The sequence below is a fragment of the Saccharibacillus sp. CPCC 101409 genome (genome assembly GCF_030518235.1).
Taxonomy (GTDB): Bacteria; Bacillota; Bacilli; order Paenibacillales; family Paenibacillaceae; genus Saccharibacillus.
This window is the reverse complement of sequence record NZ_JAULSA010000002.1, coordinates 1-24,041: the sequence shown is the minus strand read 5'-3', so window position 1 is coordinate 24,041 and position 24,041 is coordinate 1. Positions and strand designations below refer to the sequence as shown.

The 24,041-nt window shown below is 58.4% G+C and carries 18 protein-coding genes, 6 tRNA genes and 1 rRNA gene; 2 read left to right on the top strand and 23 right to left on the bottom strand.

Going from position 1 to position 24,041, the window contains the following annotated elements:
• Nucleotides 1-25 precede the first annotated feature (25 nt).
• From ruvB to ruvC, 3 genes are read right to left on the bottom strand one after another with little or no spacing between them, the layout of a single operon-like run.
• Entirely contained in the window at nucleotides 26-1,033 is a 1,008-nt protein-coding gene (ruvB, locus tag QWJ34_RS04410; protein WP_302725864.1) for a Holliday junction branch migration DNA helicase RuvB, read from the bottom strand.
• Nucleotides 1,034-1,092: 59 nt separating this feature from the next.
• Complete coding sequence (gene ruvA / locus QWJ34_RS04405) at nucleotides 1,093-1,713, bottom strand: Holliday junction branch migration protein RuvA (RefSeq protein ID WP_302725863.1); 621 nt, start codon at nucleotides 1,711-1,713, stop codon at nucleotides 1,093-1,095.
• Nucleotides 1,710-2,213 (bottom strand): crossover junction endodeoxyribonuclease RuvC, encoded by a 504-nt coding sequence (gene ruvC, locus QWJ34_RS04400; RefSeq protein ID WP_302725862.1) that lies wholly within the window; start codon nucleotides 2,211-2,213, stop codon nucleotides 1,710-1,712. The genes ruvA and ruvC overlap by 4 nt, the downstream gene beginning before the upstream one ends.
• 218 nt (nucleotides 2,214-2,431) lie before the next feature.
• Here ruvC and fabV point away from each other — a divergent pair, with 218 nt between their 5' ends.
• The gene (gene fabV, locus QWJ34_RS04395; protein WP_302725861.1) at nucleotides 2,432-3,622 is read left to right on the top strand and encodes an enoyl-ACP reductase FabV; all 1,191 of its coding nucleotides are present in this window, start codon (nucleotides 2,432-2,434) and stop codon (nucleotides 3,620-3,622) included.
• Nucleotides 3,623-3,710: 88 nt separating this feature from the next.
• On the opposite strand, the gene QWJ34_RS04390 is transcribed toward fabV, so the two are convergent.
• The 19 genes from QWJ34_RS04390 to QWJ34_RS04300 form a co-directional block, all read right to left on the bottom strand.
• Nucleotides 3,711-4,334 (bottom strand): P-loop nucleotide/nucleoside kinase family protein, encoded by a 624-nt coding sequence (locus tag QWJ34_RS04390; protein WP_302725860.1) that lies wholly within the window; start codon nucleotides 4,332-4,334, stop codon nucleotides 3,711-3,713.
• On the bottom strand, nucleotides 4,334-5,200 hold the full coding sequence (locus tag QWJ34_RS04385; RefSeq protein WP_302725859.1) for a class II fructose-bisphosphate aldolase: 867 nt from the start codon (nucleotides 5,198-5,200) through the stop codon (nucleotides 4,334-4,336). Before QWJ34_RS04385 ends, QWJ34_RS04390 begins: the two co-directional genes overlap by 1 nt.
• Nucleotides 5,201-5,283: 83 nt before the next feature.
• The gene (locus tag QWJ34_RS04380; protein ID WP_302725858.1) at nucleotides 5,284-5,682 is read right to left on the bottom strand and encodes a tetratricopeptide repeat protein; all 399 of its coding nucleotides are present in this window, start codon (nucleotides 5,680-5,682) and stop codon (nucleotides 5,284-5,286) included.
• A 54-nt stretch (nucleotides 5,683-5,736) separates the two neighbouring features.
• The gene (locus QWJ34_RS04375; protein WP_302725857.1) at nucleotides 5,737-7,026 is read right to left on the bottom strand and encodes a PTS sugar transporter subunit IIC; all 1,290 of its coding nucleotides are present in this window, start codon (nucleotides 7,024-7,026) and stop codon (nucleotides 5,737-5,739) included.
• Nucleotides 7,027-7,051: 25 nt separating this feature from the next.
• Entirely contained in the window at nucleotides 7,052-7,363 is a 312-nt protein-coding gene (locus tag QWJ34_RS04370; protein ID WP_302725856.1) for a PTS sugar transporter subunit IIB, read from the bottom strand.
• A gap of 48 nt (nucleotides 7,364-7,411) precedes the next feature.
• Complete coding sequence (locus QWJ34_RS04365; protein WP_302725855.1) at nucleotides 7,412-9,523, bottom strand: BglG family transcription antiterminator; 2,112 nt, start codon at nucleotides 9,521-9,523, stop codon at nucleotides 7,412-7,414.
• A gap of 287 nt (nucleotides 9,524-9,810) precedes the next feature.
• Nucleotides 9,811-9,887: transfer RNA gene (locus QWJ34_RS04360), tRNA-Arg, on the bottom strand.
• A gap of 6 nt (nucleotides 9,888-9,893) precedes the next feature.
• A tRNA-Gly gene (locus QWJ34_RS04355) sits at nucleotides 9,894-9,968 on the bottom strand.
• A 20-nt stretch (nucleotides 9,969-9,988) separates the two neighbouring features.
• A tRNA-Asp gene (locus tag QWJ34_RS04350) sits at nucleotides 9,989-10,064 on the bottom strand.
• A gap of 19 nt (nucleotides 10,065-10,083) precedes the next feature.
• Nucleotides 10,084-10,157, bottom strand: a tRNA-Met gene (locus QWJ34_RS04345).
• 46 nt (nucleotides 10,158-10,203) lie between these two features.
• Nucleotides 10,204-10,279, bottom strand: a tRNA-Val gene (locus tag QWJ34_RS04340).
• Nucleotides 10,280-10,286: 7 nt separating this feature from the next.
• Nucleotides 10,287-10,358 (bottom strand) — tRNA-Glu (locus QWJ34_RS04335).
• A 321-nt stretch (nucleotides 10,359-10,679) separates the two neighbouring features.
• Nucleotides 10,680-11,564 carry an NAD(P)-dependent oxidoreductase gene (locus tag QWJ34_RS04330; RefSeq protein WP_302725854.1) on the bottom strand — a complete coding sequence of 295 codons (885 nt, stop codon included), beginning with the start codon at nucleotides 11,562-11,564 and terminating at the stop codon, nucleotides 10,680-10,682.
• A gap of 98 nt (nucleotides 11,565-11,662) precedes the next feature.
• Nucleotides 11,663-13,987, bottom strand: a complete 2,325-nt coding sequence (locus tag QWJ34_RS04325; RefSeq protein WP_302725853.1) for a helix-turn-helix domain-containing protein — start codon at nucleotides 13,985-13,987, stop codon at nucleotides 11,663-11,665.
• Nucleotides 13,988-14,033: 46 nt separating this feature from the next.
• Entirely contained in the window at nucleotides 14,034-16,106 is a 2,073-nt protein-coding gene (locus tag QWJ34_RS04320) for an alpha-amylase family protein (RefSeq protein WP_302725852.1), read from the bottom strand.
• A 51-nt stretch (nucleotides 16,107-16,157) separates the two neighbouring features.
• Nucleotides 16,158-17,678, bottom strand: a complete 1,521-nt coding sequence (locus QWJ34_RS04315; protein WP_302725851.1) for an extracellular solute-binding protein — start codon at nucleotides 17,676-17,678, stop codon at nucleotides 16,158-16,160.
• Nucleotides 17,679-17,744: 66 nt separating this feature from the next.
• Nucleotides 17,745-18,623: a carbohydrate ABC transporter permease gene (locus QWJ34_RS04310; protein ID WP_302725850.1), complete on the bottom strand. Its 879-nt coding sequence runs from the start codon at nucleotides 18,621-18,623 to the stop codon at nucleotides 17,745-17,747.
• 48 nt (nucleotides 18,624-18,671) lie between these two features.
• On the bottom strand, nucleotides 18,672-19,619 hold the full coding sequence (locus tag QWJ34_RS04305; RefSeq protein ID WP_302725849.1) for an ABC transporter permease: 948 nt from the start codon (nucleotides 19,617-19,619) through the stop codon (nucleotides 18,672-18,674).
• Nucleotides 19,620-19,775: 156 nt separating this feature from the next.
• The gene (locus QWJ34_RS04300) at nucleotides 19,776-21,788 is read right to left on the bottom strand and encodes an alpha-amylase family protein (protein WP_302725848.1); all 2,013 of its coding nucleotides are present in this window, start codon (nucleotides 21,786-21,788) and stop codon (nucleotides 19,776-19,778) included.
• 449 nt (nucleotides 21,789-22,237) lie between these two features.
• On the opposite strand from QWJ34_RS04300, the gene QWJ34_RS04295 reads away from it, so the two are divergent.
• Complete coding sequence (locus QWJ34_RS04295) at nucleotides 22,238-23,218, top strand: ketoacyl-ACP synthase III (RefSeq protein ID WP_302725847.1); 981 nt, start codon at nucleotides 22,238-22,240, stop codon at nucleotides 23,216-23,218.
• 489 nt (nucleotides 23,219-23,707) lie between these two features.
• Here the strand turns inward: QWJ34_RS04295 and rrf are convergent.
• Nucleotides 23,708-23,824 (bottom strand): 5S ribosomal RNA (gene rrf / locus QWJ34_RS04290).
• Between the last annotated feature and the right edge of the window lie 217 nt (nucleotides 23,825-24,041).

The following is a 24,041-nucleotide window of genomic DNA, read 5'->3' as shown; positions in this document are numbered from 1 at the left end:
CCGCTCCCGCTTCGGCGGGAGCGTATTATTTTCCGGTTTCCGGAATAGGCAGCCCCAGATGGCTGTAAGCCTGGGGCGTTACGACGCGTCCTCTGGGAGTACGCTGGATAAATCCGCTTTGCAGCAGGTAAGGCTCGTACACGTCTTCGATCGTCTGGCTTTCCTCGCCGATCGTCGCGGCGATCGTGTCGAGCCCGACCGGTCCTCCGCGAAAGTTCTGGATCATCGCCCGCAGCATCTTGTGGTCGATGCTGTCGAGTCCGCGCGGATCGACCTGCAGCCTCGTCAGCGCTTCTTCCGCGATCTCCGGCGTAATGATGCCGTCGCCTCTCACCTGCGCGAAATCGCGCACGCGTTTGAGCAGCCGGTTGGCGATCCGCGGCGTTCCCCGGGCCCGCAGTGCGATTTCTTCGGCGGCGTCGCCGATAATCTCGACGTTCAGCGTATCGGCGTTGCGCGAGACGATAAACGCCAGCTCCTCCACGCCGTAGAACTCCAGCCGGCTGACGACGCCGAAGCGGTCGCGCAGCGGCGCGGACAGCAGCCCCGCCCGCGTCGTGGCGCCGATCAGCGTGAACGGCGGCAGATCCAGCCGCACGGATCGGGCGCTCGGCCCTTTGCCGATCATGATATCGAGCGCGGAATCTTCCATCGCCGGATACATGACTTCTTCCACCGTGCGGTGCAGGCGGTGAATCTCGTCGATAAACAAGACGTCCCCTTCCTGCAGATTGGTCAGCAGCGCCGCCAGGTCGCCCGGACGTTCGATCGCCGGTCCCGACGTGGTGCGCAGATTGACGCCCAGCTCGTTGGCGATGATGTTCGCCAGCGTCGTTTTGCCGAGTCCCGGCGGGCCGTACAGCAGCACGTGGTCGAGCGCTTCGCCCCGCATCTTGGCCGCTTCGATATACACTTTCAAATTTTCTTTGACCTGGTTCTGACCGATATATTCGGACAGATAGCGGGGACGCAGACTCAGTTCCACCGCCTGGTCTTCCATCATCAGATTGGCCGATATGATCCGGTCATCCATAAGTCCACCGTTCCTCCCCGTTTATTTCGCTTTCCTTTTTGCCGTCCGCAAAGCGGGCGTCAGCCCTGATACAGCAGCTTGAGCGCCCGCTTCATCAGCACGTCGACCGGTTCGCCCGGCTGGATGTCTTCTTTCAAACGCATCCAGGCTTTGTCCAGCTCCGCTTCGGTATAACCGAGCGCCTCCAGGCCTTCGCGCGCTTCTTTCCATCCGCCGCCGTCCAGTTCCGCTTCGGCCGCAACCGTATTGTCGAACAGTCCGCCCAGCGAAGGAACGGCGAATCCGTCCAGCCGGTCCTTGAGATCCAGAATCATCCGCTGGGCCGTTTTCTTCCCGATACCCGGCAGCTTGGTCAGGAACGTCACGTTCTCCTGCTGGATCGCCGACACGACTTTCTCCGGCGTGCCTCCGGCCAGAATGCCCAGCGCCACACGCGGCCCGATGCCCGATACGTCGATCAGCCGGCGGAACAGCTTCTGCTCTTCCCGCGTCGAAAACCCGTACAGCAAAATGGCGTCTTCCCGCACGCTGTGATGGGTATAAACGGTGACCGGCTCCTGTCCCTTCGCCGCGAAAGCGTAAGGATTCGGGCAGAATACCCGGTAGCCGATGCCCTGAACGTCCACGACAATGTATTCCGTTTCCAGATGGGCAACCTGCCCGCGCACAAAATCGATCATTTTCGCAGTACCTCGTTTAATTTGGAATTCAGGCTGACCGAATGGGCGTGGCACACCGCGACCGCCAGCGCATCCGCCACGTCGTCGGGCTTCGGCACGGCGGACAGCTTCAGCAGCAGCTTGACCATTTCCTGCACCTGTTTCTTCTCGGCTTTGCCGTAACCGACCACCGCCTGCTTGACCATCATCGGCGTGTATTCGGCAATCGGCAGACCTTTTTGCACGGCCGCCAGAATCAGCACGCCGCGCGCCTGGGCCACGGGAAGGGCGGTCGTGACGTTTCGGCTGAAAAACAGCTTCTCCACCGCCACGGCTTCCGGTTTGTACTTGTCGATCAGCTGCACCATGCTTTCGTAGACGTCGCGCAGCCGCTCTTCCTCCGGCGTGTGCGCCTTCGTCTGGATGCTCCCGTACTGCACGGGGGTCAGCTTGCTGCCTTCTTTATCGACGAACCCGAAACCGACGATCGCCAGTCCCGGGTCGATGCCCAAAATACGCAAATCCATCTCTCCTCTATTTTAACGGCACAAATCCCTGTGGAATGTAGCGCAAGCCTTCCGGAAACCCGTTCGTAAAGCGAACATATGTATTCCTTCCTCCCATTATAGCAAAAATAGCCCCCTCCGGGAAAAAACTTTGCCCGATATTTCGTGTATAATTTGGCATGTACGCGCAGCTATCGAATACTGCGCATCAACCGACAAAGGGGAATGAGCAGATGATTATCCAACCGAAAACAAGAGGTTTTATTTGTACCACAGCCCATCCGGAAGGCTGCGCCAGGCAGGTGGAGAAACAAATCGAGTATGTGAAAGCGCAGAAAAAAATCTCCGGTCCGGCCAATGTGCTCGTGATCGGCTCGTCCACCGGTTACGGCCTGGCTTCGCGCATCGTCGCGGCCGTCGGCGCCGGCGCGAATACGGTCGGCGTCTTTTTCGACAAGCCGGCCGAAGGCAGCCGCACCGCGTCGGCGGGCTGGTACAATACCGCCGGCTTCGAAGCCCAGATCTCCGAATCGGGCGTCAAATCGTTCAATATCGTGGGCGACGCGTTCTCAAACGAGATCAAGACGCAAACGATCGACCTGATCAAAAGCGAACTCGGTCAGGTGGACCTGGTCGTCTACAGCGTGGCTTCGCCCCGCCGCACGCATCCGGTTACCGGCGAAACGTTCACGTCCGTCATCAAGCCGATCGGCGCTTCGTACAGCAATAAAACGCTGAATTTCCACACCGGCGAAGTTTCCGACGTGACGATCGGGCCGGCGACCGAAGAAGAAGTCAAACAGACCATCGCCGTCATGGGCGGCGAAGACTGGAAGATGTGGATCGACGCGCTGCGGGAAGCCGGAGCGCTGGCGGACGGCGCGACCACCGTCGCTTATTCGTATATCGGGCCCGAAGTGACGCACGCCATCTACCGTGAAGGCACGATCGGCAAAGCCAAGAACGATCTGGAGCGCACGGCCCTTGAGCTGAACGAAAGCCTGAGCGCGGCCGGCGGCCGGGCGTTCGTGTCGGTCAACAAAGCGCTCGTCACCCAGTCCAGCTCGGCGATCCCCGTCGTGCCGCTGTATATCTCCGCGCTGTACCGGGTCATGAAAGACAAAGACCTGCACGAGAACTGCATCGAGCAGATGTACCGTTTGTTCGCGGATCGGCTGTACGCCGAAGAAACGGCTGTCGACGACAAAGGACTGATTCGCGTGGACGACTGGGAGATGCGCGAAGACGTGCAGGCCGAAGTCGATAAACGCTGGAAAGAAATCGACAGCGCCAATATCGAACAGTTGGCGGACCTCGAAGGCTACCGCAGCGAGTTCTTCCAATTGTTCGGTTTCCGCGCGGACGGCGTCGATTACGAAGCCGATACCGACGCGAACGTGCCGATGCCCAATCTGCGGCCGTAATTGCTCCACATCCAAAAAACGCCTTCTCTGCCGCTCGGGCAGGGAAGGCGTTTTGCGTTTGTGCGGCGCGGTTCCGACCGGACCTCTTTCATCGGCGGCCGGAGCGATTTGCGTTCCAGCGCGCGATTTGTTCCATCAGCGCTTCGTAATCCACTCCGGCGTAATCGGTCACGTCGAGCTCGATCAGTGTGCCCAGTTCGAACGTATCGTATCCTCGGGTCGTGCAGCGTTCGATAAATTGTTCGCGCGTCAGCAGCAGTTCCGCCCGGCTTCGATCCTCCATCGTTTGCCCCTTTTTATAGGAAGAAACCAGATGACTCAGATGTCTCGCCGGGTCGAGATCTCTCCGCCGCTGCCGCTCGAACAGCACGTCCGGATCGCCGGTCAGGCGAATCGTCAGCACGTCGTACCCGTATCGGCTCGCCAGCTGTTGAAGAAGGGGCTTCTGCTTGGCGCTGAACGGATAATCGGATAGGATTCCACCGCCCGCCGCCATGGCCAGCTCCATCCGCTCGCCGTACAGCTTCCAGGCTTCCCGCTCGATCGCCGTTTTCCCGTCCAGATCGGAATAGCCGCGCAGATCGAACAATTCTTCTTTGAGAACGTCCTGCGACACCCATTCGAACGCGCCGAACTTTTCCCGCAGCAGGTTCCCGAGAAACGTCTTGCCCGTACCCGGCAGGCCGGCCAGCAGAATCAGCGCTTTTTCCATTACTGTACCGTGTTCAGGCGGCCTTCTTTGTTCATAAAAATTTCGATCTTGTGCTTCACCACATCTTTGACCGCTTCGTTGCAAGGAATGATATTGTGGCGCAGCGATTTGTTGACTTTGGTGTCCGCGAAAGTGCCTTTGGCCGTCTGCGTCCAGGTCACGAGCAGTTCCGTGCCGACGTTGAATTTGCGGATTCCGTTGTCGATCAGCTCGTGGATGTCGTTTTCGTTGACGCCCGTTCCGCCGTGAATAACAAGCGGCACGTCCACGGCGGCGTCGATTTTTTTGAGCAGCGGGATATTGACTTCCGTTTTCGATTTGTACTGGCCGTGGTTGGTGCCGATCGCGATCGCCAAAGCGTCCACGCCGGTCGCTTTGACGAATTCGACGGCGTCCTTCGGATCGGTATACACCTTCTGATCTTCTTCCACATGGATGCCTTCTTCCGTGCCGCCGATCGTGCCGAGCTCGCCTTCGACCGATACGTTATGTCGGTGCGCATAATCGACGACCGCTCTCGTTTTCATGATGTTTTCTTTAAAAGGAAGATGCGAACCGTCGTACATGACCGACGTGTACCCTTTGTCGATGGCTTCTTTGATATCGTCGAAGTCCCGGGCGTGATCCAGATGCAGCACCACGTCCACCATTTCGTTTTCGGCCATCGAGCGGCACACCGCGACGAAATTTTCGTGGCCTACGTATTTGGCGGTGTCGATACTGGTCTGGATAATGATCGGCGCTCCCAGCTCTTTGGCCGCGCGGATCATATCCGGCAGCATCTCCAGATTGTGGGCGTTAAACGCTCCGACCGTATAGTTCAATTCTTCCGCTTTGCGAGTCGCTTCTTTCAGCGTGATATACATGAATGGTTCCCTCCCGGTTTTATCTGTACGGCTTGTCGATGGACGAGTGTGTAAAAATAAACGGCAGTCGCGAATGAAAAAGCCTACCGCACGCCCCGCGTCACGTCTTTGGAGATCTGCATCAGTCCGTCGATCTTCCGCATATACAGCTGCAAAGCATCGCCGTCGTTTTGCTGCGCCGCTCGGGCGCGCTTTTGGTTATAGAGCTTGAGCAGCGTTTTATAGCCCGGTCCCAGCGACTTTTTGGCCTGCAAACTCTGCTCGAACGCTTCGATGGCGCCGTCCGCGTCGCCCAGTTCGTGCAGCGCCAGGCCGGCTTCTTCATACAGTTTCGCCTGCGGCTCGCCGGACGCGCCGGCGGCTTCTTCCCGCTTCCCGGCCGCCGTTCGCAGCAGCTCCTCCCTACGTTCTTCCGTCAATACCGCTTCCGCCGCGGCTTCCGGCTTTGGCGCTTTGTCTTTCTTTTTGCCGAATCCGAACATGATGCAAACCTCCCGGGTATCAGAATGAAATCTTTGAATATCAAATTCATCGCATTAGAACGCTTTCATCAGCGGACCGATAATCCATGCGTATAGCAGCGCGGCCGTTACCGTGTCCACGTCCGTCGCCGTCGCGTTGACGAAGCCCATATTATTGAAGATCGTCACCAGCAGGGCCGGCAGCAGCGTGATAAAGAATCCGTGGAAAATACCGCCGATAATCGCGCCGCGGCGCCCGCCGACCACGTTGCCGAAGATCCCGGCCGTGCCGCCCGCGAAAAAGTTCGTCAGCACGCCCGGCAGGATCATTGCCCAGCCGAACACCGGCAGCGTGAACATCGCGATAATGGAACCGATTGTGGTGGTCACGAAGCCGACAATGACGGCGTTGGGGCTGTACGGGAACAGCACCGGGCAGTCCAGCGCCGGAATGGCGTTCGGAACCAGCCGCATGGCGATCCCTCTGAACGCCGGCACGATCTCGCCCAGCAGCAGCCGAACCCCCGCCAGCAGAACGTAGACGCCGACGACAAATTGGATCGATTGCAGAAACGCGAACATCAGGTAGTTGGTCCCGCCCGACAGAGTGGCGCCGAATTCCGGACCCGCGAACGCGGCGGTAATAATAAACAGCGGCACCATAACGACCATCAGCGACAAATACGTATCCTGCAGGAATTCGAACTGAGCCGGCAGCTTCAGGTCTTCGACCGATTTTTTCTTTTCGCCTTTTTCGCCGAAGATCTTCGCTACGCCGGCTTCGAATACGTAACCGACCGTACAAAAGTGTCCGAGCGCGATTTCGTTCATGCCCGTGATTTTACGGACGAACGGCTGGGCGATCGCCGGCATCGCGACCGCGAACACGCCGCCGATAAATCCGCCGACCAGGATCAGCGTAATGCCGCGCAGACCGGCGAAGTAACCGAATACCGTCGTCATCGTCGCCATCCACAGAATCGCCTGGCCGGTCAGGAAGATATATTTCCACTTGGTGAACCGGGCGATCAGGATATTGAATACGAAGATCGCCAGGAAAGTCAGCGCGATATCCCGACCGAGCCCCAGCTCGTTCATGGCCTGGCCGTTGATGGCTTCGATCGAAGGAATGATGCCCTGCATATTGAAGCCCGCGGTGAAGATCTGGCCGAAATACGTCAGGCTGCCGACGATGATGCTGGAACCGGCGGACAGGACCATAAAGCCGAGCAGCGTTTTCAGCGAGCCCGAGATCGTTTGCCCGACGGATTTCTTTTGCAGAATCAGACCCAGCATTGCGATCAGCGCAACGGTGACCGACGCCTGCGTCAAAATGTTATCAATAATAAAATTGATTACTCCCATGTTCCCCCACCTGTTCTTTCGTCGTTTATTGGGCGAGCGCGCCTTTTTCCTGCAGCACCGGCGTGATTTTTTCTTCGATTTCCTGCTTGGACACGATATTTTTCAGATAGATGATCGTCGTCTGCTTGGGATCGACAGAGAACTTCTCGAACTGGGACTGGAAATTCTGCGCGGTCATAATGATATCCGGCTTGACCGAAACGGCGGACGAAATATCGCTGTGGTCCAGGTTCGCCGACACGCCCAGCTTGGTCAGCACGTCTTCCGCAGCCATCTGGCAGGCAAAGCTGCTTCCGAGTCCCGCTCCGCATACGAACAAAATCTTCACTTTTTTCATTTTTCTCGCTCCTTCGGCAGATGTAATAGCGTGCGATGTATGGCGGCGTTACGAATTCCGTTTATCGTGAACTGGAATTTCTCCATGTAAAGCCTGGTTGAAAGCCGGAATATCTTTGGCGGCGAACAGCCGCTCCAGCTTGTCCGTATCGTCGATCAGCTCGACAAGACTTTTCATAATTTTGATATGGGAATGCGAATTGATAGCGGCCAGGCAGAACACCAGCTTAACGGGATCGTTATCGGGATGTCCGAAGTTTACCGGCTTTTTCAGCGTCATCACGCTAATGCCCAGTTTGTTGACGCCGTCTTCCGGCCTTGCGTGCGCCAGCGCGAGATGTTTGCCGACGACGATATACGCCCCGAACTCTTCGACCGATTTGATCATGGCTCCGATATACCTCTGTTCGATCGTCCCGTCTTCGAGCAAAGGCCCGGCGGCTTTCGTAATCACCTCCCTCCAATCCGCGCCTTCCTGGTTCAGCAAAATATTCGAATCCGTTAAAACGTCCTGTAGCATCGGCTGTAGCTCCCTCGTGTTAATTTTCAGTTGATGTCCTCTAAAGGTATCTTCCACCTTCTGATAGCTTTTCGGGGTTACTTTGCCGCCGCTATCCGTAATCAAGGCCAGCACATCCTGCATCAGCTTCGTCGCGTCCAATTTGTTGGAGATCGTTCGTCTGCGGTCTTTGTGTTCGCACAAGAAAGCGTTTACTTCTTTTCTGTCGCTTTCCATCAAAATCGGGTTGAGCAGCAGCACCGGTTTTGGGGGATAATCGATCGGAATCGAAGCAAAGATCAAATCCACGTCCAGCTTATCGATAAAAGCCAACTCGTACGAGCTGAGCACGGCCACGATTTCGATATTGAACTGTCTTTTCAAATTGGCCGCCAGCAGTTTCCCGGTCGAAATTCCGTGATTGCAAACGACGACGGCCTGGTATACGAACTGTTCTTCTTCGTTGATCCGGCTGGCCGAAGTGGAGAAGTACACGGTCAAAAAGCCGATCTCGTCTTCCGTTAAAGGCTTTTTCGTGTAGTCTTCGATCTGGGCGCTGAACCGGGCAACCGCGCTGTACATCGCTGCATAGGATTCCTTGATCGTATCCTTGAGCGGATTGAACGCCTGAAGATCGTTCCGGGACCGGCTCAGCAGTCCGGCGATATGCCGGGACAATCCTTCGTACAGGTCTTCTTCTTCCTGGGAAAAAGGAATGCCCGTCACTTTGCCCACATGCTCGATCAGCTGAATCGTCAGCAGCTGCGCGGCCACCCAGTCGAACGAGCTGTTCATGTCTTTGGGCTTGAACGATTCGATGCTGAACGTCATGTATTTGATCTCGTTCAGCGAAGGCAGCAGCGACAACTCGGCGCATACCGCGTCGGCGAAGCTTCGAACCGGGCCTTCTCTGATCTCGGCCCTGGCCCGGATAAATTCGCTGACCGTGCTGCCTTCGCGCACCCGTCTGGCCCATACCGCGGCAAACAGGATAATCTGGTTGCGGTATACGTGATTGGTTTCGGCATTCGGCTTTTTCAACAGCTCGTCGTAACATCTTCCCAGGATTTTCAGCACCTTGCGGTCCAGATAATCCAGCGCGAATCTGCTAAGCGCATCGGTTTCTTTGATCTGCGTCAGCTGTTCGATATTCGTCAGGCTGTTGATCGCTTCGAACAGCATGGAGCGGATCGAGCGTTCGTCGCCCTGGAGCACGATGCCCTGCTTTGTCAGGCTGACGACCGAAATGCCGTACGGCTGCAAATACTGGCGGAGCTTGCGCATATCTTCGTCCAGCGTGCTTTTGGAGACCTGGAGCTTTTCCTCCATTTCGTACAGCAGCGTGATCTTCCCGGACTGCGCAATATCCAGCAGCAGGGCGAGAAAGCGTTCGTCCGGCCGGTAATAATCTTTCGGATTGCTGCCGCCGATCTGCTCCAGCAGCCGCTTCGTTTCCCGATCGGGCAGAACCAGCGTCATTCCCGCGCCTCTTGCGGTCGTGACGGCAGGGTACTGATGCTTGACCAGATATTCGTTGATCAGCACCAGTTCGTTTCGCAAAGTACGTTCACTGATCCGGAATTCTTCGCTCAAATCCTCAAAAGTCAAAGGCGTGTTCACTCTCAAAAATCTCGCAAATATTCGCTGTGTACGTTCCTTCATGAAGTTCTAGCTCCTTTCATGTCTCGATTATAGGGGCTCGGTCCGGGAAAGTTTAGTGTATCTTGTTGCAACTTCAATCGGCAAAAATGTAAGCGCTACAAAAAATTCGAACTCAAAAATCACGCAATCCGCCGTATCAAAAAGGCACTTTCCAAAGCGCCCCGCCGCTCTGCGGCAGGCTTTGCGCCTGTGAAAGTGCCTGATATTCAACCTTAAACCCACAGCAAAAAACGCCGATCCAATGCGGTCAATCCGCATCCAAATCGGCGTTGTGGTTAGAAAAATAATGGCGCGCCCTGAGAGATTCGAACTCCCGGCCTTTTGATTCGTAGTCAAACGCTCTATCCAGCTGAGCTAAGGGCGCAAATAATGGAGCGGACGACGGGAATCGAACCCGCGACCCTCGCCTTGGCAAGGCGATGCTCTACCGCTGAGCCACGTCCGCAAAACACTATTGAATTAAAATGGCGGAACCGACGGGATTTGAACCCGCGATCTCCTGCGTGACAGGCAGGCATGTTAACCCCTACACCACGGTTCCAGGCCATAAAGTAAAGCAATTGCGGGGGCAGGATTTGAACCTGCGACCTTCGGGTTATGAGCCCGACGAGCTACCGAGCTGCTCCACCCCGCGTCAGAGTGTCAAACTTGAGTATTCGACTTTGTCGCCAAAGTCTTCATGGTGGAGGCTGAGGGGTTCGAACCCCCGACCCTCTGCTTGTAAGGCAGATGCTCTCCCAGCTGAGCTAAGCCTCCATATGTATGACCCGTAGGGGATTCGAACCCCTGTTACCTCCGTGAAAGGGAGGTGTCTTAACCCCTTGACCAACGGGCCTTATCTGCATCCTGCGCTCTGTACCGTCTCGCTTTCTTCAAGCGTGTCGGCCGCGGCGACAAGAAATAATATACCATGCCAGCAAGCAGGGGTCAACCCTTTTTCTCAAAAAACTTTAATGGAATTGAAAAGACCGATGGAACGCGGTCCAAACGACTGTCCGGAAGACCGCCGCAATGTCTATTATTAACCCGCTTCCCCCGCTGTCCAAACGCTCGGCAGAGAAAAAGCCCCGTCCTGAAATTCGGCCTCCGTTTGCCGTCCGCGCCAAAAAGCGGCCGCCCGCCAAACGCGGGGACCGCTTTCGTCAATCCATTTGACTCAAACCAGTCCGTCCTCCCACAGCTTGTACAGCGCCTGCGTGCCTTTCTCGGCATATCCGGCGTCTTCCAGCTTGCGGTACAGCGATTGCGCCAGCTTGAGGCCCGGCAGTTCAAGCTCCATCTCTTCGGCCGCTTCCAGAGCGATGCCCATGTCTTTGACAAAATGCTTGATATAAAAGCCCGGCTCGAAATCCCCGTCCAGCACTCTCGGCGCGAGATTGCTCAGCGAGAAACTGCCCGCGGCTCCGGTTTCGATACTTTTCAGCACCGTTTTGGGATCCAGTCCCGCTTTCTCGGCGTAAACGATCGCTTCGGTCACGCCCATCATGTTCGACGCGATCGCGATCTGGTTGCACATCTTCGTATTCTGCCCCGCGCCGACGCCGCCCTGAAGCACGATATTGCTGCCCATAATCTCCAGCAGCGGACGCACGGCTTCGAAGTCCTGCCGCTCGCCGCCGACCATGATCGACAGCTTGGCGTTCTTCGCGCCCACATCCCCGCCGGATACCGGCGCATCCAGCACATGCAGGCCGCGCTTCTGACCGGCTTCGGCCAGACGGCGGGACAGCAGCGGGCTCGACGTCGTCATATCGATCAGGTACGCGCCGGATTTGGCATGGGGAATCAGGCCGTCTTCTCCGGTATACACCTCTTCGACATCTTTCGGATAGCCGAGCATCGTAATCACGACGTCGCATTCGGCCGCCAGTTTTCCCGGCGAATCGTGCCAGACGGCGCCGCGGTCCACCAGCTCCTGCGCTTTGGACGGCGTCCGATTGTAAACGTGCACCTTGTAGCCGGCGTCCAGAATATGACCGGCCATGCTTTTGCCCATAACTCCGATGCCGGCAAAGCCGACGACCGTTTCTGCGGAATTCAAATGGTATCCATCCCTTCTGTAATGACGAAGCGGCCGCGCCGCCGCGCGGCGGACAGGCGGACTCCGGCGAACCGGGCCTGTCGCGTCCCGTCTGCCGGTCAGCGCTGCATCGTCCGGTATTGCCCGGGAGACATCTGCGTGCAGCGCCGGAACGCCCGGTTCAGGTTGCGCTCCGAATATCCGACCATGCCGGCGATCTCCGTCACGCTGCAGTCCGTTTCCTTCAGCAGCCGCTTCGCCTTGTTCACTTTAAACTCTATCATATATTCGACGAAAGAGATTCCCATTTCTTTCTTGAACAGCCGGCTGAGGACGGACGGGCTGACGCTTTCTCGGGCCGCGCATTCCGACAGCGTCAGGCTGCCTTCTTCGTCGCTTTCGATCTGCGCGCAGACTCTTCGCAGCAGCTGCCGCGAAGGGCTGCCCGCGTTTTCGGCCCGAATCCGCATCCAGGCCGGAAACAGCATCCCCGCAAACCAGTCGTGCATCTCGCGCGAGGTCTGGTTCTCCTTGAGCTGCTCGAACAGATTCTCCCCGAACAGCTTGCCCGGCACCGCCCCGTGCACTTCCAGCGCCTGGATCAGCGCGGACAGCAGCACATGGTAGCACTGCGAGATTACATTGTACGAGCCGGCGCTGCGCACGCGGTCCGTGAATTCTTCCAGCGCCGCTTCGGCGCCGGAAGCGTCTTCCCCGCCGAGCGCGGCGATCAGCCGCTCCTCGATTTCTTTGGGGTACAGAAACAGCGGACGTCCCGCGTCCAGGCGAATCGGCTCCTCGTACCAGAGCACGCGCTCGTCGTCGCGGAACAGCCTGTATTTCAGCGCGGTCCGCGCTTCGCGGGCGGCGTCCGGCAGATGCCGCAGACCGGCGGGCCGGCCGATACCGGCCGCCGCGGAGAACGACAGGTAGCGTCCGAGCGATTCGACCACCTTGTCCGCGTAGCGGGCCGTGCTTTCCTTGACGACGCGCGGCGGCGTCCCCGGCGCAAAGCCGAGCAGCGCCGCGCTTTCCCGCTCGCCGTCTTCGACGGCCAAGCCTTTCAATCCTTCGGTCTGGATCAGTTCGTTCATGACATTGCGCACGGCGAAGCGAATCACCGCGCCTTCCTGCGGCAGGAATCGTTTTTCCTTGAGCAGATTCTCGACTTTGACGACCAGCACAGCCGCTTCTCCGTCCGGATCGATGCCGTACAATCCGCACTGACGGACCAGTTCCCCGGAATCGCCGGCGTAATCGCCGCGCAGCAGCTTCTGGAAGAAACGGTCCCTCAGATCCGGCTGCATGCTGCGCACATAACGATCCAGCGAACCGGCCTGCTCGTTCAGATAATCCAGACAGGAGCGGATATACTCGATCTCGTTGCCGCCCTGGCCCGAATTTCCCTGCTGTCCGCTGCGCAGTCCGGCGCCGTGCCGGAGCAGTCTTTGCACCGGATTGTAAGCCAGCCGGGACGTGACGACGCTGAACAGCAGACCGAACAGCAGACAGGCCAGCGCGGTGACCACAATCAGCCCGCGAATCCAGCCGAGCTGTTCGATCATCGACGATTCCGGCAGCCAGGATACATAGGTGCGTCCGAACGAAGTACGCTGAAAAGCGAGCAGCGCCCGCTGGTCTTCGCCGCTGACAAGCTCGCTGCCCGACGTTTCCGCGCTTTGCGCGATCCGGCGGATTTCGCTTTCCCCGGACAGGCCGCCCGACGCGCGGACGCTCTCCGCCCGCAGCAGCATTTCGCCGCCGGGACCGAGCACCAGCAGCGACTGGTCTTCCAGCGACGTGCGGTAGCTGCGCAGCAGGCGGTCGAGTCCTTTCTCGTCGACCTGCATGACGATCAGGCCTTCCGGCCGGCCGCTGCGCATGACCGGCAGCGGGCGGACGTAAGAGATATAGCCTTCTTTCGCCGATTCGCCAAGCCGCATCCAGCCGCTTTCGCCGCGCTCAAGCGCTTCGTTCAGATCGCCGCGGAACCGGAAATCGCGCTCGTTCACGTAGCCGTACGTATTGGACAGCGTCGTGCCCGATTCCGAACGGTAGAAGACGATATCGCCGATCAGGTTCTCGGTACCCCGGCGCACCTGGAACAGATTGAGCAGCTCGACCTGCGCCAGATAGTCCGCGTTATATTCCGGTTCGTCCAGCGCGAGGCGGATCAGCGGATCGACCGCCAGCTGCAGCGAAACGTTCTCGATACTGCCGAGCGTCTGCTCCATCCGGTCTTTGAGCAGCAGCAGCGATTCCTGGTTGTCCTCGCGAAACTGCGCGGTCAAGCGGCTCATCGAAACGTGGTAGTAAGCGCTTCCGATCAACAAAATGGGGACCAGCACCGACAGGCAGCCGAGCCAGATCAGACGATTCAAATAAGTGTTTGCCGGCAGAATCCGGCGCATACGGATCTTTACGGATTGCGAAAACTCGCTCATCTCTGCTTCCTCCCGTCCGGCTTCTTGTCCCCCATTATAACGGAATTTACAGGTTCGGGCCGCTTTCGGCCGGCGAAACGCGCACGCATTCCCACGATCGCAGCACCGGCAGCCGGACGATCAGCGCATCCCCGCGCACTTCCGTTTCCGGCGTTTCGCCGGAAATCAGACACTCCGCCTTGTATCCGGCCGGATCTTTTTCCGTGCGGACGGCAAGCTCGACGTCCCGCATCTCCGTTACAGCCGTCAGCGGCCGTCGGCCTGCGCCGTTCACCAGATGCGCCAGCCGTTCGCCGCCGCGGCGAAACACCGTAAGCTGTAGGCCCGGCCGCGGCGAAGCTTCCACGCGCGGCGGGGCGCCGAGCAGCCACCGGACCGCGTTGGCGGCCAGCCGGTAATGATCGTCCAGCTTGTATTCGGCGATCAGCGCGCTGAGCGAAAAGGCGAAGTACAGCGTTCGGCCCCGGCCGCAAGCCGTAGTCACCGCCATCGGAAGATCGGTCCGCGGAGCGGGCAGCGAAGCCCGCTCCGGCGGAGCGCCGACCGCTTCGGGCGGCGAGAACGGCGGCACGAGCGTCGCCAGTATCTGTGTATCTTCGCCGGGCTCCGCCGCGAAGCAGTACGATACCCGTCCCCGCAGCGGCAGCAGCTCCGTCCGCTCAAGCCCGGCGCGCAGCGGATGGCCATCCGCTTCCGGCTCGAAGCGGATATACGCCGCCTGCAATTCTTCGCTGCGCACGCCCGCATCCTTCAGGCCGAGCAGCGCCGCAGGGCCGCCGCCCGAAGCCGGCTCGCCGGGCAGCGCGCCTTCCGCCAGCAGGCCGCCGCCCTGCCGGACGAACTTCCCGGCCGCCGCGCGCAGCGCGGCCGTCCAGACCAGCCCTTCGGGCGCGATTACCGCCCGATAGCGTTCCATCCCGCCGGCCTCCGCCGCTTCGGCCGGCAGCACCGCGAACGGCAGCTGCGCGCCGATCAGCGCCTCGGCCCAGCCTTCGGCCGAGCGCTCCGAGTTCCAGAGCAGGGCGATCTCCTGCTCGGGCTCCGCGCCGTGCATATACGGCGCCACGCGGGCCGCGTCGCGGTTCAAACCCGCGACCTGCTCCAGAATGCGCTTATCCCCGATCGTATCGGGAACGCCGGTGAGCGAATGCCAGATCTGCCCGCCGTTGGCGGGCACCTGCGCCATCCAGAAGCGGTACTCCGCGGCCGGCAGTCCCGTATGCCGCCAGTCCATTCCCGGGCAGGAATGGACGATGCCGAGCGGCGCCGGCAGCCCTTCCGCGGAGCGGCCGAAGCGCATGGACAGCGCCGGCTTCCAGAACTCGGGGATATGCCGCCAGCCGAGCGACAGAATATCCTGCGGCTCCGCGCAGATCAGATCGGCGATCTGCGACCGCTCTTCCAGGCGATCGCGGTACAGATCGTAATACAGAATCGTCGGCAGATGCGGCTTGACCGATTTGATCCGGGCGTTCAGCCGCCGCAGATTGTCGGTCATGCAGCGCAGCGGGAAGTCCCGCTCCAGCCGAGCGCGCGATTCCGGCAGCTCCGCCCCGCCGTACAGCCGCGCATATTTGCCGCGGCAAATTTCGCAGCGGCAGAACGCGTATCCCGGCGCGTTGAAGAACACGCCGTCGATATCGTAGCGCTCCAGCGATTCCGCGAGCACTTTCTCGGCCGCTTCGCCGTTGCGGTAGCCGCCGTTGATGCACGTCGTCAGCAGCAGCGGCCACGGTCCCGGCCGCCCCGCCCCGACCGTTTCGGGCCGCCCTTCCCCGTCTCTTGCAAACCACTGCGGCCGCCGCAGCCAGACCGAATCGTCCGCTTTGCTAAAGTCGTAGCGGGCGATAAAACGGATATCCCGCTTGTGCAGCTCCGCGATCACTTCCGCCAGCAGATCCCGCCCGGCCGGCAGAAAAGGATTGCGCGTATGATGCGGCACCTCCGTTTCGTACCAGGCGTAAATCCCGCCTACGTTAAACACCACCGCGTTCGCGCCCAGTTTCTCCAGCTGCCCCGCCAGCCGGGCCGGATCGATCTTGTCCGTATCGGCCACCTGAAGATTGGGCTGGATAATGCGCAGCGGACGCCTCCACCAGACTTCTTCCTTGTCCTGCACGCGTTCTCCCCCTTTTCACTTCCCATATCGTTCCCGGCGTTTCAAACGCGCTTACGATTCCTGGAACTGTTTGTACGCTTCGGCCATATCGAGAAAAGCCTGCTTCAACGCCGGCTGCTCGCGCAGGCCCGCCGCATACTCCTCGAACTGCTCCAGCGTAATCTGGCCGACGATCGCTTTGGTCATCATCGACTTGTATTCGCTCTCGAACGGCGGCCAGCCGTTGATCCACGATTCCACCGTGACTACGCGGTACGGATCGATTTTGCCGACTTCGTCGAACTTTTCGACTTCCGCGATCTTGGCGTCGTTGAACGCTTTGCTGGCCGAAGCGCTGATCACTTTGCCCCATTTGGAATACGCCAGCACGCCCGCGCCTTTGCTTGTGGTATTGACTTCTTTGACGCCCTGCTCGGTCAATACTTTTTGTCCGTCTTCGACCGTATGATGAACGCCTTCTTTGCCGTAGTACGCGTAATCCGTCATTTCCTGCGAAGCCGTTTGTTCAAAATACGCCAGCAGCCGCTTCACTTTTTCTTCCGGCACTTTTTTCGAAATGTAGAAACCGCCCGACACGCCCGTTTCCAGCGCGACCGCGTCGTCCCCGTGCGGCCCTTTCAGATGCACGTTGAGAATCTTTGCGTCTTCCTCGCCGGATTTGCGCATCGCTTTTTCCCACTCGTCGTCCCACCAGATCGGCCGTCCGTACGACGCCGCGCGGTTGGTCTTGAACAATTCTTCCGCCTGCGTTTCTTTCATGACCGCGTATTCTTTGGACATCAGCCCTTCGGCGTACAGCTCCCGGAAAAAGCCGACCATCTCCACATACTGCGGCGTCAAACGCGGGTTGATCAGGCCGCCGGCGTCGTCGTAAGTCGGATTGTACACGCCGAAGCCCGCCTGCATCGCGGCTGTCGGATTGTCGACGAACAGATGGCCGATCGTGCCCGGTTTGGCTTTGACGATCTGCGCCAGCGCGTCTTTGTACTCGTCCATCGTCGTCGGCACATCGATATTCAGCTCTTTGAGCCAGTCCTCGCGAATTTTCAAGCCGCCGTCCACCCGCGATCTCGACCGGGGCAGCGCATAAATCTTGCCGTCGACCGACAGGTATTTCAGCGCGTCTTCGGCCAGGTTTTTTTTCAGATTCGGATACTCGCTCAGATCGCCCAGAAACGGGGTCAGATCCCAGAACGCGCCGTTCTTGATCGCGCTGATCAGCGTCGGGCGCGTAAAGTCCGTCGTCGAGACGACTTCCGGCAGCTGGCCCGAAGCCAGCAGCAGATCGAGCTTCGTGTTCAGATCGCCCGAAGGCACCCACTCGATATCCAGCTTGGCATTCGTCATGTCCTGCCAGCCCGTCCAGTACTCGTCGTTCATATCCGGCAGTTCGCTGAACAGGCCGGCAAACATCTGGATGCTCAGCGGCCCGCCGCCTTCGCCTTCTCCCTGCGCGGCCGTTTGCGATCCTTTCGATCCGCAGGCGGTTAACACCGACAGCAGCATGGCGGCCGTACACAGCAGCGCCGTCCATTTGGAGCGTCTTTTTTTCGTTTCGGTCGTCTCGATCATTTTTTCTTCCCCCTCGATTCAAGTTGACGGTTCGGCTTGGTTTGTTTCGGGCGCGCCTGCTTTCGCCTATCCTTTTACCGAACCCAGCATAACGCCTTTGGCAAAGTGTTTTTGCAGAAACGGATAAATGACCAGGATCGGCAGCATGGACAGCACAATGGACGCCATCCGGATCGTTTCCTGCGGCATCACCGCTTCGTCGCTCGCCCCCGCAGCCGCGGCGGCCGAGGAATTCGAGTCGATGACCAGCGTTTTGACCAGCACCTGCAGCGTCCACTTGTGCGAATCCGTCAGGTAGATCAGCGCGTTAAAGTACGTATTCCAGTGCGCCACCGCGAAAAAAAGGGTAAACGTCGCGATCGCGGGCATGGACAGCGGGATCACGATGCGCCAGAATACCCCGAGTTCCGAACAGCCGTCGATGTGCGCCGCGTCCTCCAGCTCTGCCGGAAGCGATTCCAGAAAACTTTTGATGACGATCAGGCTCCACGCATTGGTCAGGCTCGACAGAATCAGCGACCAGTACGAGTTGATCAGGCCCAGTTCGCGGATCAGCAGATAGTTCGGCACGATTCCCGCGCTGAACACCAGGGTGAACACGACGAAGCCCATCATCGCCCGGTGCCCCGGCAGCGAGCGTTTGGTCAAACCGTAGGCGAACGTGAACGAAACGGCCAGATTGAGTATCGTGCCGACGACCGTAATAAACACCGTGCTTTTGAATGCGTTCAGAAAGCTGTTGGTCGATAAAATGTACCGGTAGGCGTCGAGCGACCACTTGTCCGGAAACAAATAGAATTTGAGCGGCACATACACGTCCGGATCGGTAAACGACACGCTGAACACGTACAGAAAAGGGAAAAGGCAGACCAGGGAAATCAGCAGCACCAGACTGTAGTTGAACCAATCGAACGCCGTAGGCTTTTTACTTTTGACAAAACTCATCCGCCCGCCTCCTTTCTCGGTAAATATTTCGCTTTTTGCTCGCTTTGCTCAATAAATGCCTTCCTGCCCCAGCCGCTTGACGACTTTGTTGGCGGTGACGATTAGCAGCAGGCCGACGATTCCTTTGAACATGCCCACTGCGACGCCCACACTGACATTTCCCTGCAAAATGCCGCGCGTATACGAATACGTATCGAACACCTCGGCGACCGACATCACAAGCGGATTCATCATCAGCAGCACCTGCTCGAAACCGACGTCGAACATATTGCCCAGCCGCAGCACCAGCAGGATCACGATGGTCGGGCGGATCGCCGGCAGGGTGATATGCCAGATCTGCCGCCAGCGGTTCGCTCCGTCCACCACCGCCGCTTCGTAGCGCTGGGGATCGACGCCGGCCATGGCCGCCAGGAAAATAATCGTGCCCCAGCCGGCTTCTTTCCATACGCTCTGCGCGGTAATCATCGCCCAGAACGCATTGACCCGCGAAAGAAACGATACAGGCTCTCCTCCCCAGGAAGCGATCACTTTGTTGACGATCCCCACATCGGCCGAGAGGATAAAGTACGTCATGCTCGCCACGACGACCCAGGACAGAAAGTGCGGCATATACACGATCGACTGGTTGATGCGCTTGAACGTTTCATGCCGGATTTCGTTCAGCATCAGCGCCAGCACGATCGGTACCGGAAAATTGAAGACCAGACCGAGCAGATTGATCGCCAGCGTGTTGCGGAACATGGTATAAAAGTTGGGGTCCGAGAACAAAGCGGCGAAGTGGCCGAAGCCGGTCCACTCGCTGCCCGCAAACCCGAGATACGGATTATAGTCTTTAAACGCCAGCAGAAGTCCCCACAGCGGCCCGAATTTGAATACGATAAAATACAGGATGCCGGGCAGCATCAGCAGATAGATCGTACGATGTCTGAGTATGCGCGTCCACAGCGAAGCCGAATGCGCTTTGCGCTCGGGCGCCGCCGATACGGGCTGTTCCATACGCCGTCTCTCCTTTCCGGTTAACTTCGTTTAACGTTCTCGTTTGAAAACTCTTGCCGAAAATCTCGAATCCGGCTTATTCAAAAATCGCTCCCGGTTTGTCGATTTCGTTGCAACTGCGCGAAGATTGCATGCGGATCGGATTCGAATCCCGTCCTAAACGTTTCCGCTTCCGATCAGGATCGCCTCGTAGCGTTCGAGCCGGTCGACTTCGATCCGGATTCCCTGCGGACCAAGCGAGACCGGCACTTCGGAACCGGTAACGAGCGAAACGCCCTGCGGCCTATCCTTCAACGCGTCCGCCTCCGGCAGCCGGATCGAGAACGACAGATCCTCGATCGGCAGCGGAGCATGGTAAGTCATGCCGTTGAAGCCCGACAGATTGATCAATTGAAGCAGCACCGCTCCATCCCGGGTCCGGTGCACGAACGCTTCCACGGAAGGCGGAGCATCGGTTTCCAGGCTCCATCCGCCTTCCAGCTCCCGTTCCAGCATGGCGGCGAACGCTTCTTTGTGATCCCGCCAACCGTAGCGGCTGTACAATTCGCCCGGCTGCCAGCCGTAATACACGCCGGCGCCCGCTCCGTTCCCGCGGATCGACACGGCCCGGAATTCCCCGCTGCGCCGGTGTCCGTACGCCCGCTCGGGCGGTCCGAACGCTGCGGCTTCGATGCCGCGCAGCCGGCCCCGCACGCTCGGCTCGACTTCCGCCGCCCAGCATGCGCCGGGCGCCACGATCCACCGGCGGCTGCCCGGGATGCCGCCGATTCCTTCCCCGTCCGCCTCGAAATAGGCGGACTCCGCATCCGGCATCCTCCGCAGCCCCCGGATGCCGAACAGCCCGCGCAGCGCCTGCGGATCGTCCGCGAGCGCGCCGCCTGCGGCGGCGACAACCAGGCCGCTTCGCTGCTTCCGCTCCAGCAGGTCAAGCTCCGCGGCTGTCAGGCTGCCGACTCCCGGCAGCAGCAGCACTCGCGCTCCCCGCTCGTCTTCCAGCCGCCGGCTCAACCGCTCCCTCGCCACCACCTCGAACTGGATGTGCTTTTCTTTCAATATTTTGAACAGGCCCAGATACTCGCCGCGCGCCGGCCCGTTCTCGGGCTTGACCAGCAGAACATCCGATAGCGGCGTCAGATCTTTGAATACGCTCTCATTTTTCTGCTGAAAACGATAGACCTCGCGCACGGCCGGCAGATTGGAATGATCCGGGTAATCCGGAAACGTGCCGATAATGCAGAAATCGAGCGTCGATCCTGCGGCCAGCGCTTCATACAACCGGATCTCCGTTTCGTGTACCGACACCCCGGTAAACCGGTACTGCAAATCGACCGCGTTGATGCTGCAGCAGCTCGCCTTTTTGTCGGGCCAGCCTCCTTCGACCGAAGCGATATTTTCCGACGCCGCATACAGCCATTTGGGCAGCGGCCGGGCGTGCGACGTGTTCGACTCGCTGCGCACCAGATCGACGCCTTCCGTATGATAAGTCGAAATAGCGACGTTCGGATAATCTTTTTTAACGTGACCGCGAATCTTGCTTAGCATGTCCCGCGTGGTGCGCTCGCAGAACTCGCTGTATTCCCTGTGCAGCGGCCCGCCCGCCCCGTCGTATTCCATCAGGTCGAGCCCGTACATTTCCCCGAAACGCTTCCGGCAGCTGCCGCAGTAGCAGGGACCGTAATGATTGCCGCTGTAATCCCAGTGCTGATAACCGAACATATTGAAAAAAATACCGTCCACCGGATAGCGTTCCAGCACCTCCGCAATCATGTTTAAAGAAACTCGCTGCTGGTAATGTCCGTTTACGCATGTATGGACGATGCCGTGATAATTGACTTCCCGTCCTTCCCGATTGCGATAAAACCATTCGGGGTTCCGCCGGAACAACGATTCGTGCGCTTTGCTGAAATCGAATCTTGCGATAATCCTTTTGCCGCGCCGATGCAATTTCTCCGTCAGTTCTCCGAGCAGATCGTTTTGCAGAAAAGGCGTGACGTACTGCTCTTCCAGCTGCGACGGATAAAAAGCGAATATGCCTCCGGCGTTGACCATCAGCACATTTGCGGCCAGAGTGTCCAGATCGTCCATCAGCCGCTCCGTATCCATCGCCGCATCCGTCTCGCGCAGATTCGTCTGGATCATTCGAATCGGTTCTTCCATCCACCAGACCATCCGCTTCCCCACCTCCGCCTGCGGCCGCGTTTTTGCCGGCCGGTTGATTTGTCCCGCTCCGTACCGCCTTTTGCGGGCCGATCGGGCTGATTCCAGTTTGCAAAAATGCGGCGCGGCAGGCTACAGACAAGTTTTGCAGCGGTGGGTTCCGGCAAAATATGTCCTGTTTCGCTCGTTTTATCCGCGGTTTAAAGCGGTTTTCCGGTTTATTTTGTCTGCCCGGCATTTTGGATCCGCAAAAAAAGTCCGCTGTATAAACCGCAATTTCGCTCTTGTCAAAAAAGATTTGCAAAGAATTACGGCCGGCTTCGATGCATATCTTCCTCGTCCATATACCTTCTCAGGACTTTTCAACAGCCCCTTTTCCGATAAAATCCTTGCAAAACAAAGCCGCGCCTTTTATATTAGTACCAGGTACTAAAACAAAGTGCTAAAGGAGTTGACTTCTTATGAATTCTTTTCGTTCAACCGCACGCATCGCCGCTCTCGGCACTTATGTTCCCGAACGCAGGCTTACCAACGACGATCTTCAAGCAATGGTGGAGACCAACGACGAATGGATCGTACAGCGCACAGGTATCCGGGAAAGACGGATCGCCGGCGAAAACGAATTCACTTCGCAGCTCTGTATCAAAGCGGTCGAGGATCTGGCACGCCGTTATCCGGAAGCGTTGGATGGAGTCGACCTCGTCCTTGCCGCTACCACTACGCCGGATTTCCCTTTTCCCACTGTTTCTTGTCTGGTACAGAATGCTTTCGCTCTGCAAGGAGCCGGCACGCTCGATCTAAGCGCGGCCTGCGCAGGCTTTACTTACGCGCTGCATCTGGCAAACGGAATGATTAGTTCGGGGCTGCATCGCAAAGTACTGATCGTCGCCGGCGAGTGCATGAGCAAAACGATCGACTATACGGATCGCAATACCTGCATTCTGTTCGGCGACGGAGCCGGAGCAGCCATTGTCGAATACGATGAGGACGGAGCTTTTCTCGGCAGCCACATGGGCAGCGACGGAGGAGGCGGACAGCATGTATACCGCACCGGACTTGCCGGGAGCCTGAACGGTGAGCCGCTGGAAGGCAGCGGAAAGGTAGTCCAAAATGGACGCGAGGTTTATAAATGGGCGGTTCGTACCGTTCCCGAAGGAGTCAAGCAGTTGGGCGATGCTCTTCCTGGCGGCCTGACCGGTATCGACTGGTTTATTCCGCACAGCGCCAATCTGAAAATGATCGAATCGATCGCCGAAAAAACTGGCTTCGCGCAGGAGCAAACGCTCACCAGCGCCGAGTACTACGGCAATACTTCATCGGCTTCGATTCCGCTGGCTTTGCAGCAGGCAGTCGACGAAGGAAAAGTCAAAAAAGGAGATCGACTGCTGATGTACGGATTCGGTGCGGGATTAACGCACTGCGGGGTTGTGGTGCGCTGGTGAGGGGCCGCTGGCCCGTTCCGATTTCCGACTCCGCTTGTTTTCCTCCCCTTTCATTGAACTAAAACCGTTTAGACGAAGGGGGAGGAAAGCCAAAGTCGCTCCAATCGGAACGGGCCAGCTCCCGGGGCGGGGCGGAAAGGCCGCTCAAGCCTCCCGGCGCTTGAGCGGTCGGAGCCGGACGGCCCGGGGCCTTGAGCGGCGCGCTTCGCCTCGCGCCTGGACAAGAGGATAGCGGCGCTGCCGGCTATGGAAGCTTAAGGGCGGAAGAGCATAGAACTTAAAACCTAAAATTAAAACCAACATAAACAAAGACACGACTTTCCAGCGATTCTTAACGTCGTGGCTTTACGCTCGATGTCGTTTTTCCCGCTGCTTTTCTTTTTACTTGCTCAGTCCGATCCAGCACTGTACAACCTCCCCTTACGCTGATTGTTTTTAAACGCACAAAAAAGCCTTCACCGTTATGCGCGGTAAAGGCTTTTTCTGCTTGCTTGGCGTCGTCCTACTCTCCCGGGACCCTGCGGTCCAAGTACCATCGGCGCTGGAGGGCTTAACGGTCGTGTTCGAGATGGGAACGTGTGGAACCCCTCCGCCGTCAACACCAAACCTAAGCTTACAAAGTAAGCTGGAACAGGAATTTGAATCGCGGACCCCTTCGGGCAAAGCGAATCAAATTTCTACATACAAGGTTTGCACCTTGAAAACCGGATCCGAAACGATTTCTTCGCGTCATCGAAGTGACTTTTCTGTTGAAAAGTCGGGAGGATAAGCCCTCGACCGATTAGTACTGGTCAGCTCCACGCATTGCTGCGCGTCCACCTCC

What these genes read in the sequence shown, in the direction of transcription:
- QWJ34_RS04325 (WP_302725853.1), bottom strand. Translation starts at nt 13,987, where the DNA reads ATGAGCGAGTTTTCGCAATCCGTAAAGATCCGTATGCGCCGGATTCTG.
- QWJ34_RS04390 (WP_302725860.1), bottom strand. Translation starts at nt 4,334, where the DNA reads ATGGAAAAAGCGCTGATTCTGCTGGCCGGCCTGCCGGGTACGGGCAAG.
- QWJ34_RS04310 (WP_302725850.1), bottom strand. Translation starts at nt 18,623, where the DNA reads ATGAGTTTTGTCAAAAGTAAAAAGCCTACGGCGTTCGATTGGTTCAAC.
- ruvB (WP_302725864.1), bottom strand. Translation starts at nt 1,033, where the DNA reads ATGGATGACCGGATCATATCGGCCAATCTGATGATGGAAGACCAGGCG.
- QWJ34_RS04295 (WP_302725847.1), top strand. Translation starts at nt 22,238, where the DNA reads ATGAATTCTTTTCGTTCAACCGCACGCATCGCCGCTCTCGGCACTTAT.
- fabV (WP_302725861.1), top strand. Translation starts at nt 2,432, where the DNA reads ATGATTATCCAACCGAAAACAAGAGGTTTTATTTGTACCACAGCCCAT.
- QWJ34_RS04315 (WP_302725851.1), bottom strand. Translation starts at nt 17,678, where the DNA reads ATGATCGAGACGACCGAAACGAAAAAAAGACGCTCCAAATGGACGGCG.
- QWJ34_RS04375 (WP_302725857.1), bottom strand. Translation starts at nt 7,026, where the DNA reads ATGGGAGTAATCAATTTTATTATTGATAACATTTTGACGCAGGCGTCG.
- QWJ34_RS04300 (WP_302725848.1), bottom strand. Translation starts at nt 21,788, where the DNA reads ATGGTCTGGTGGATGGAAGAACCGATTCGAATGATCCAGACGAATCTG.
- QWJ34_RS04305 (WP_302725849.1), bottom strand. Translation starts at nt 19,619, where the DNA reads ATGGAACAGCCCGTATCGGCGGCGCCCGAGCGCAAAGCGCATTCGGCT.
- QWJ34_RS04370 (WP_302725856.1), bottom strand. Translation starts at nt 7,363, where the DNA reads ATGAAAAAAGTGAAGATTTTGTTCGTATGCGGAGCGGGACTCGGAAGC.
- QWJ34_RS04380 (WP_302725858.1), bottom strand. Translation starts at nt 5,682, where the DNA reads ATGTTCGGATTCGGCAAAAAGAAAGACAAAGCGCCAAAGCCGGAAGCC.
- ruvA (WP_302725863.1), bottom strand. Translation starts at nt 1,713, where the DNA reads ATGATCGATTTTGTGCGCGGGCAGGTTGCCCATCTGGAAACGGAATAC.
- QWJ34_RS04365 (WP_302725855.1), bottom strand. Translation starts at nt 9,523, where the DNA reads ATGAAGGAACGTACACAGCGAATATTTGCGAGATTTTTGAGAGTGAAC.
- QWJ34_RS04385 (WP_302725859.1), bottom strand. Translation starts at nt 5,200, where the DNA reads ATGTATATCACGCTGAAAGAAGCGACTCGCAAAGCGGAAGAATTGAAC.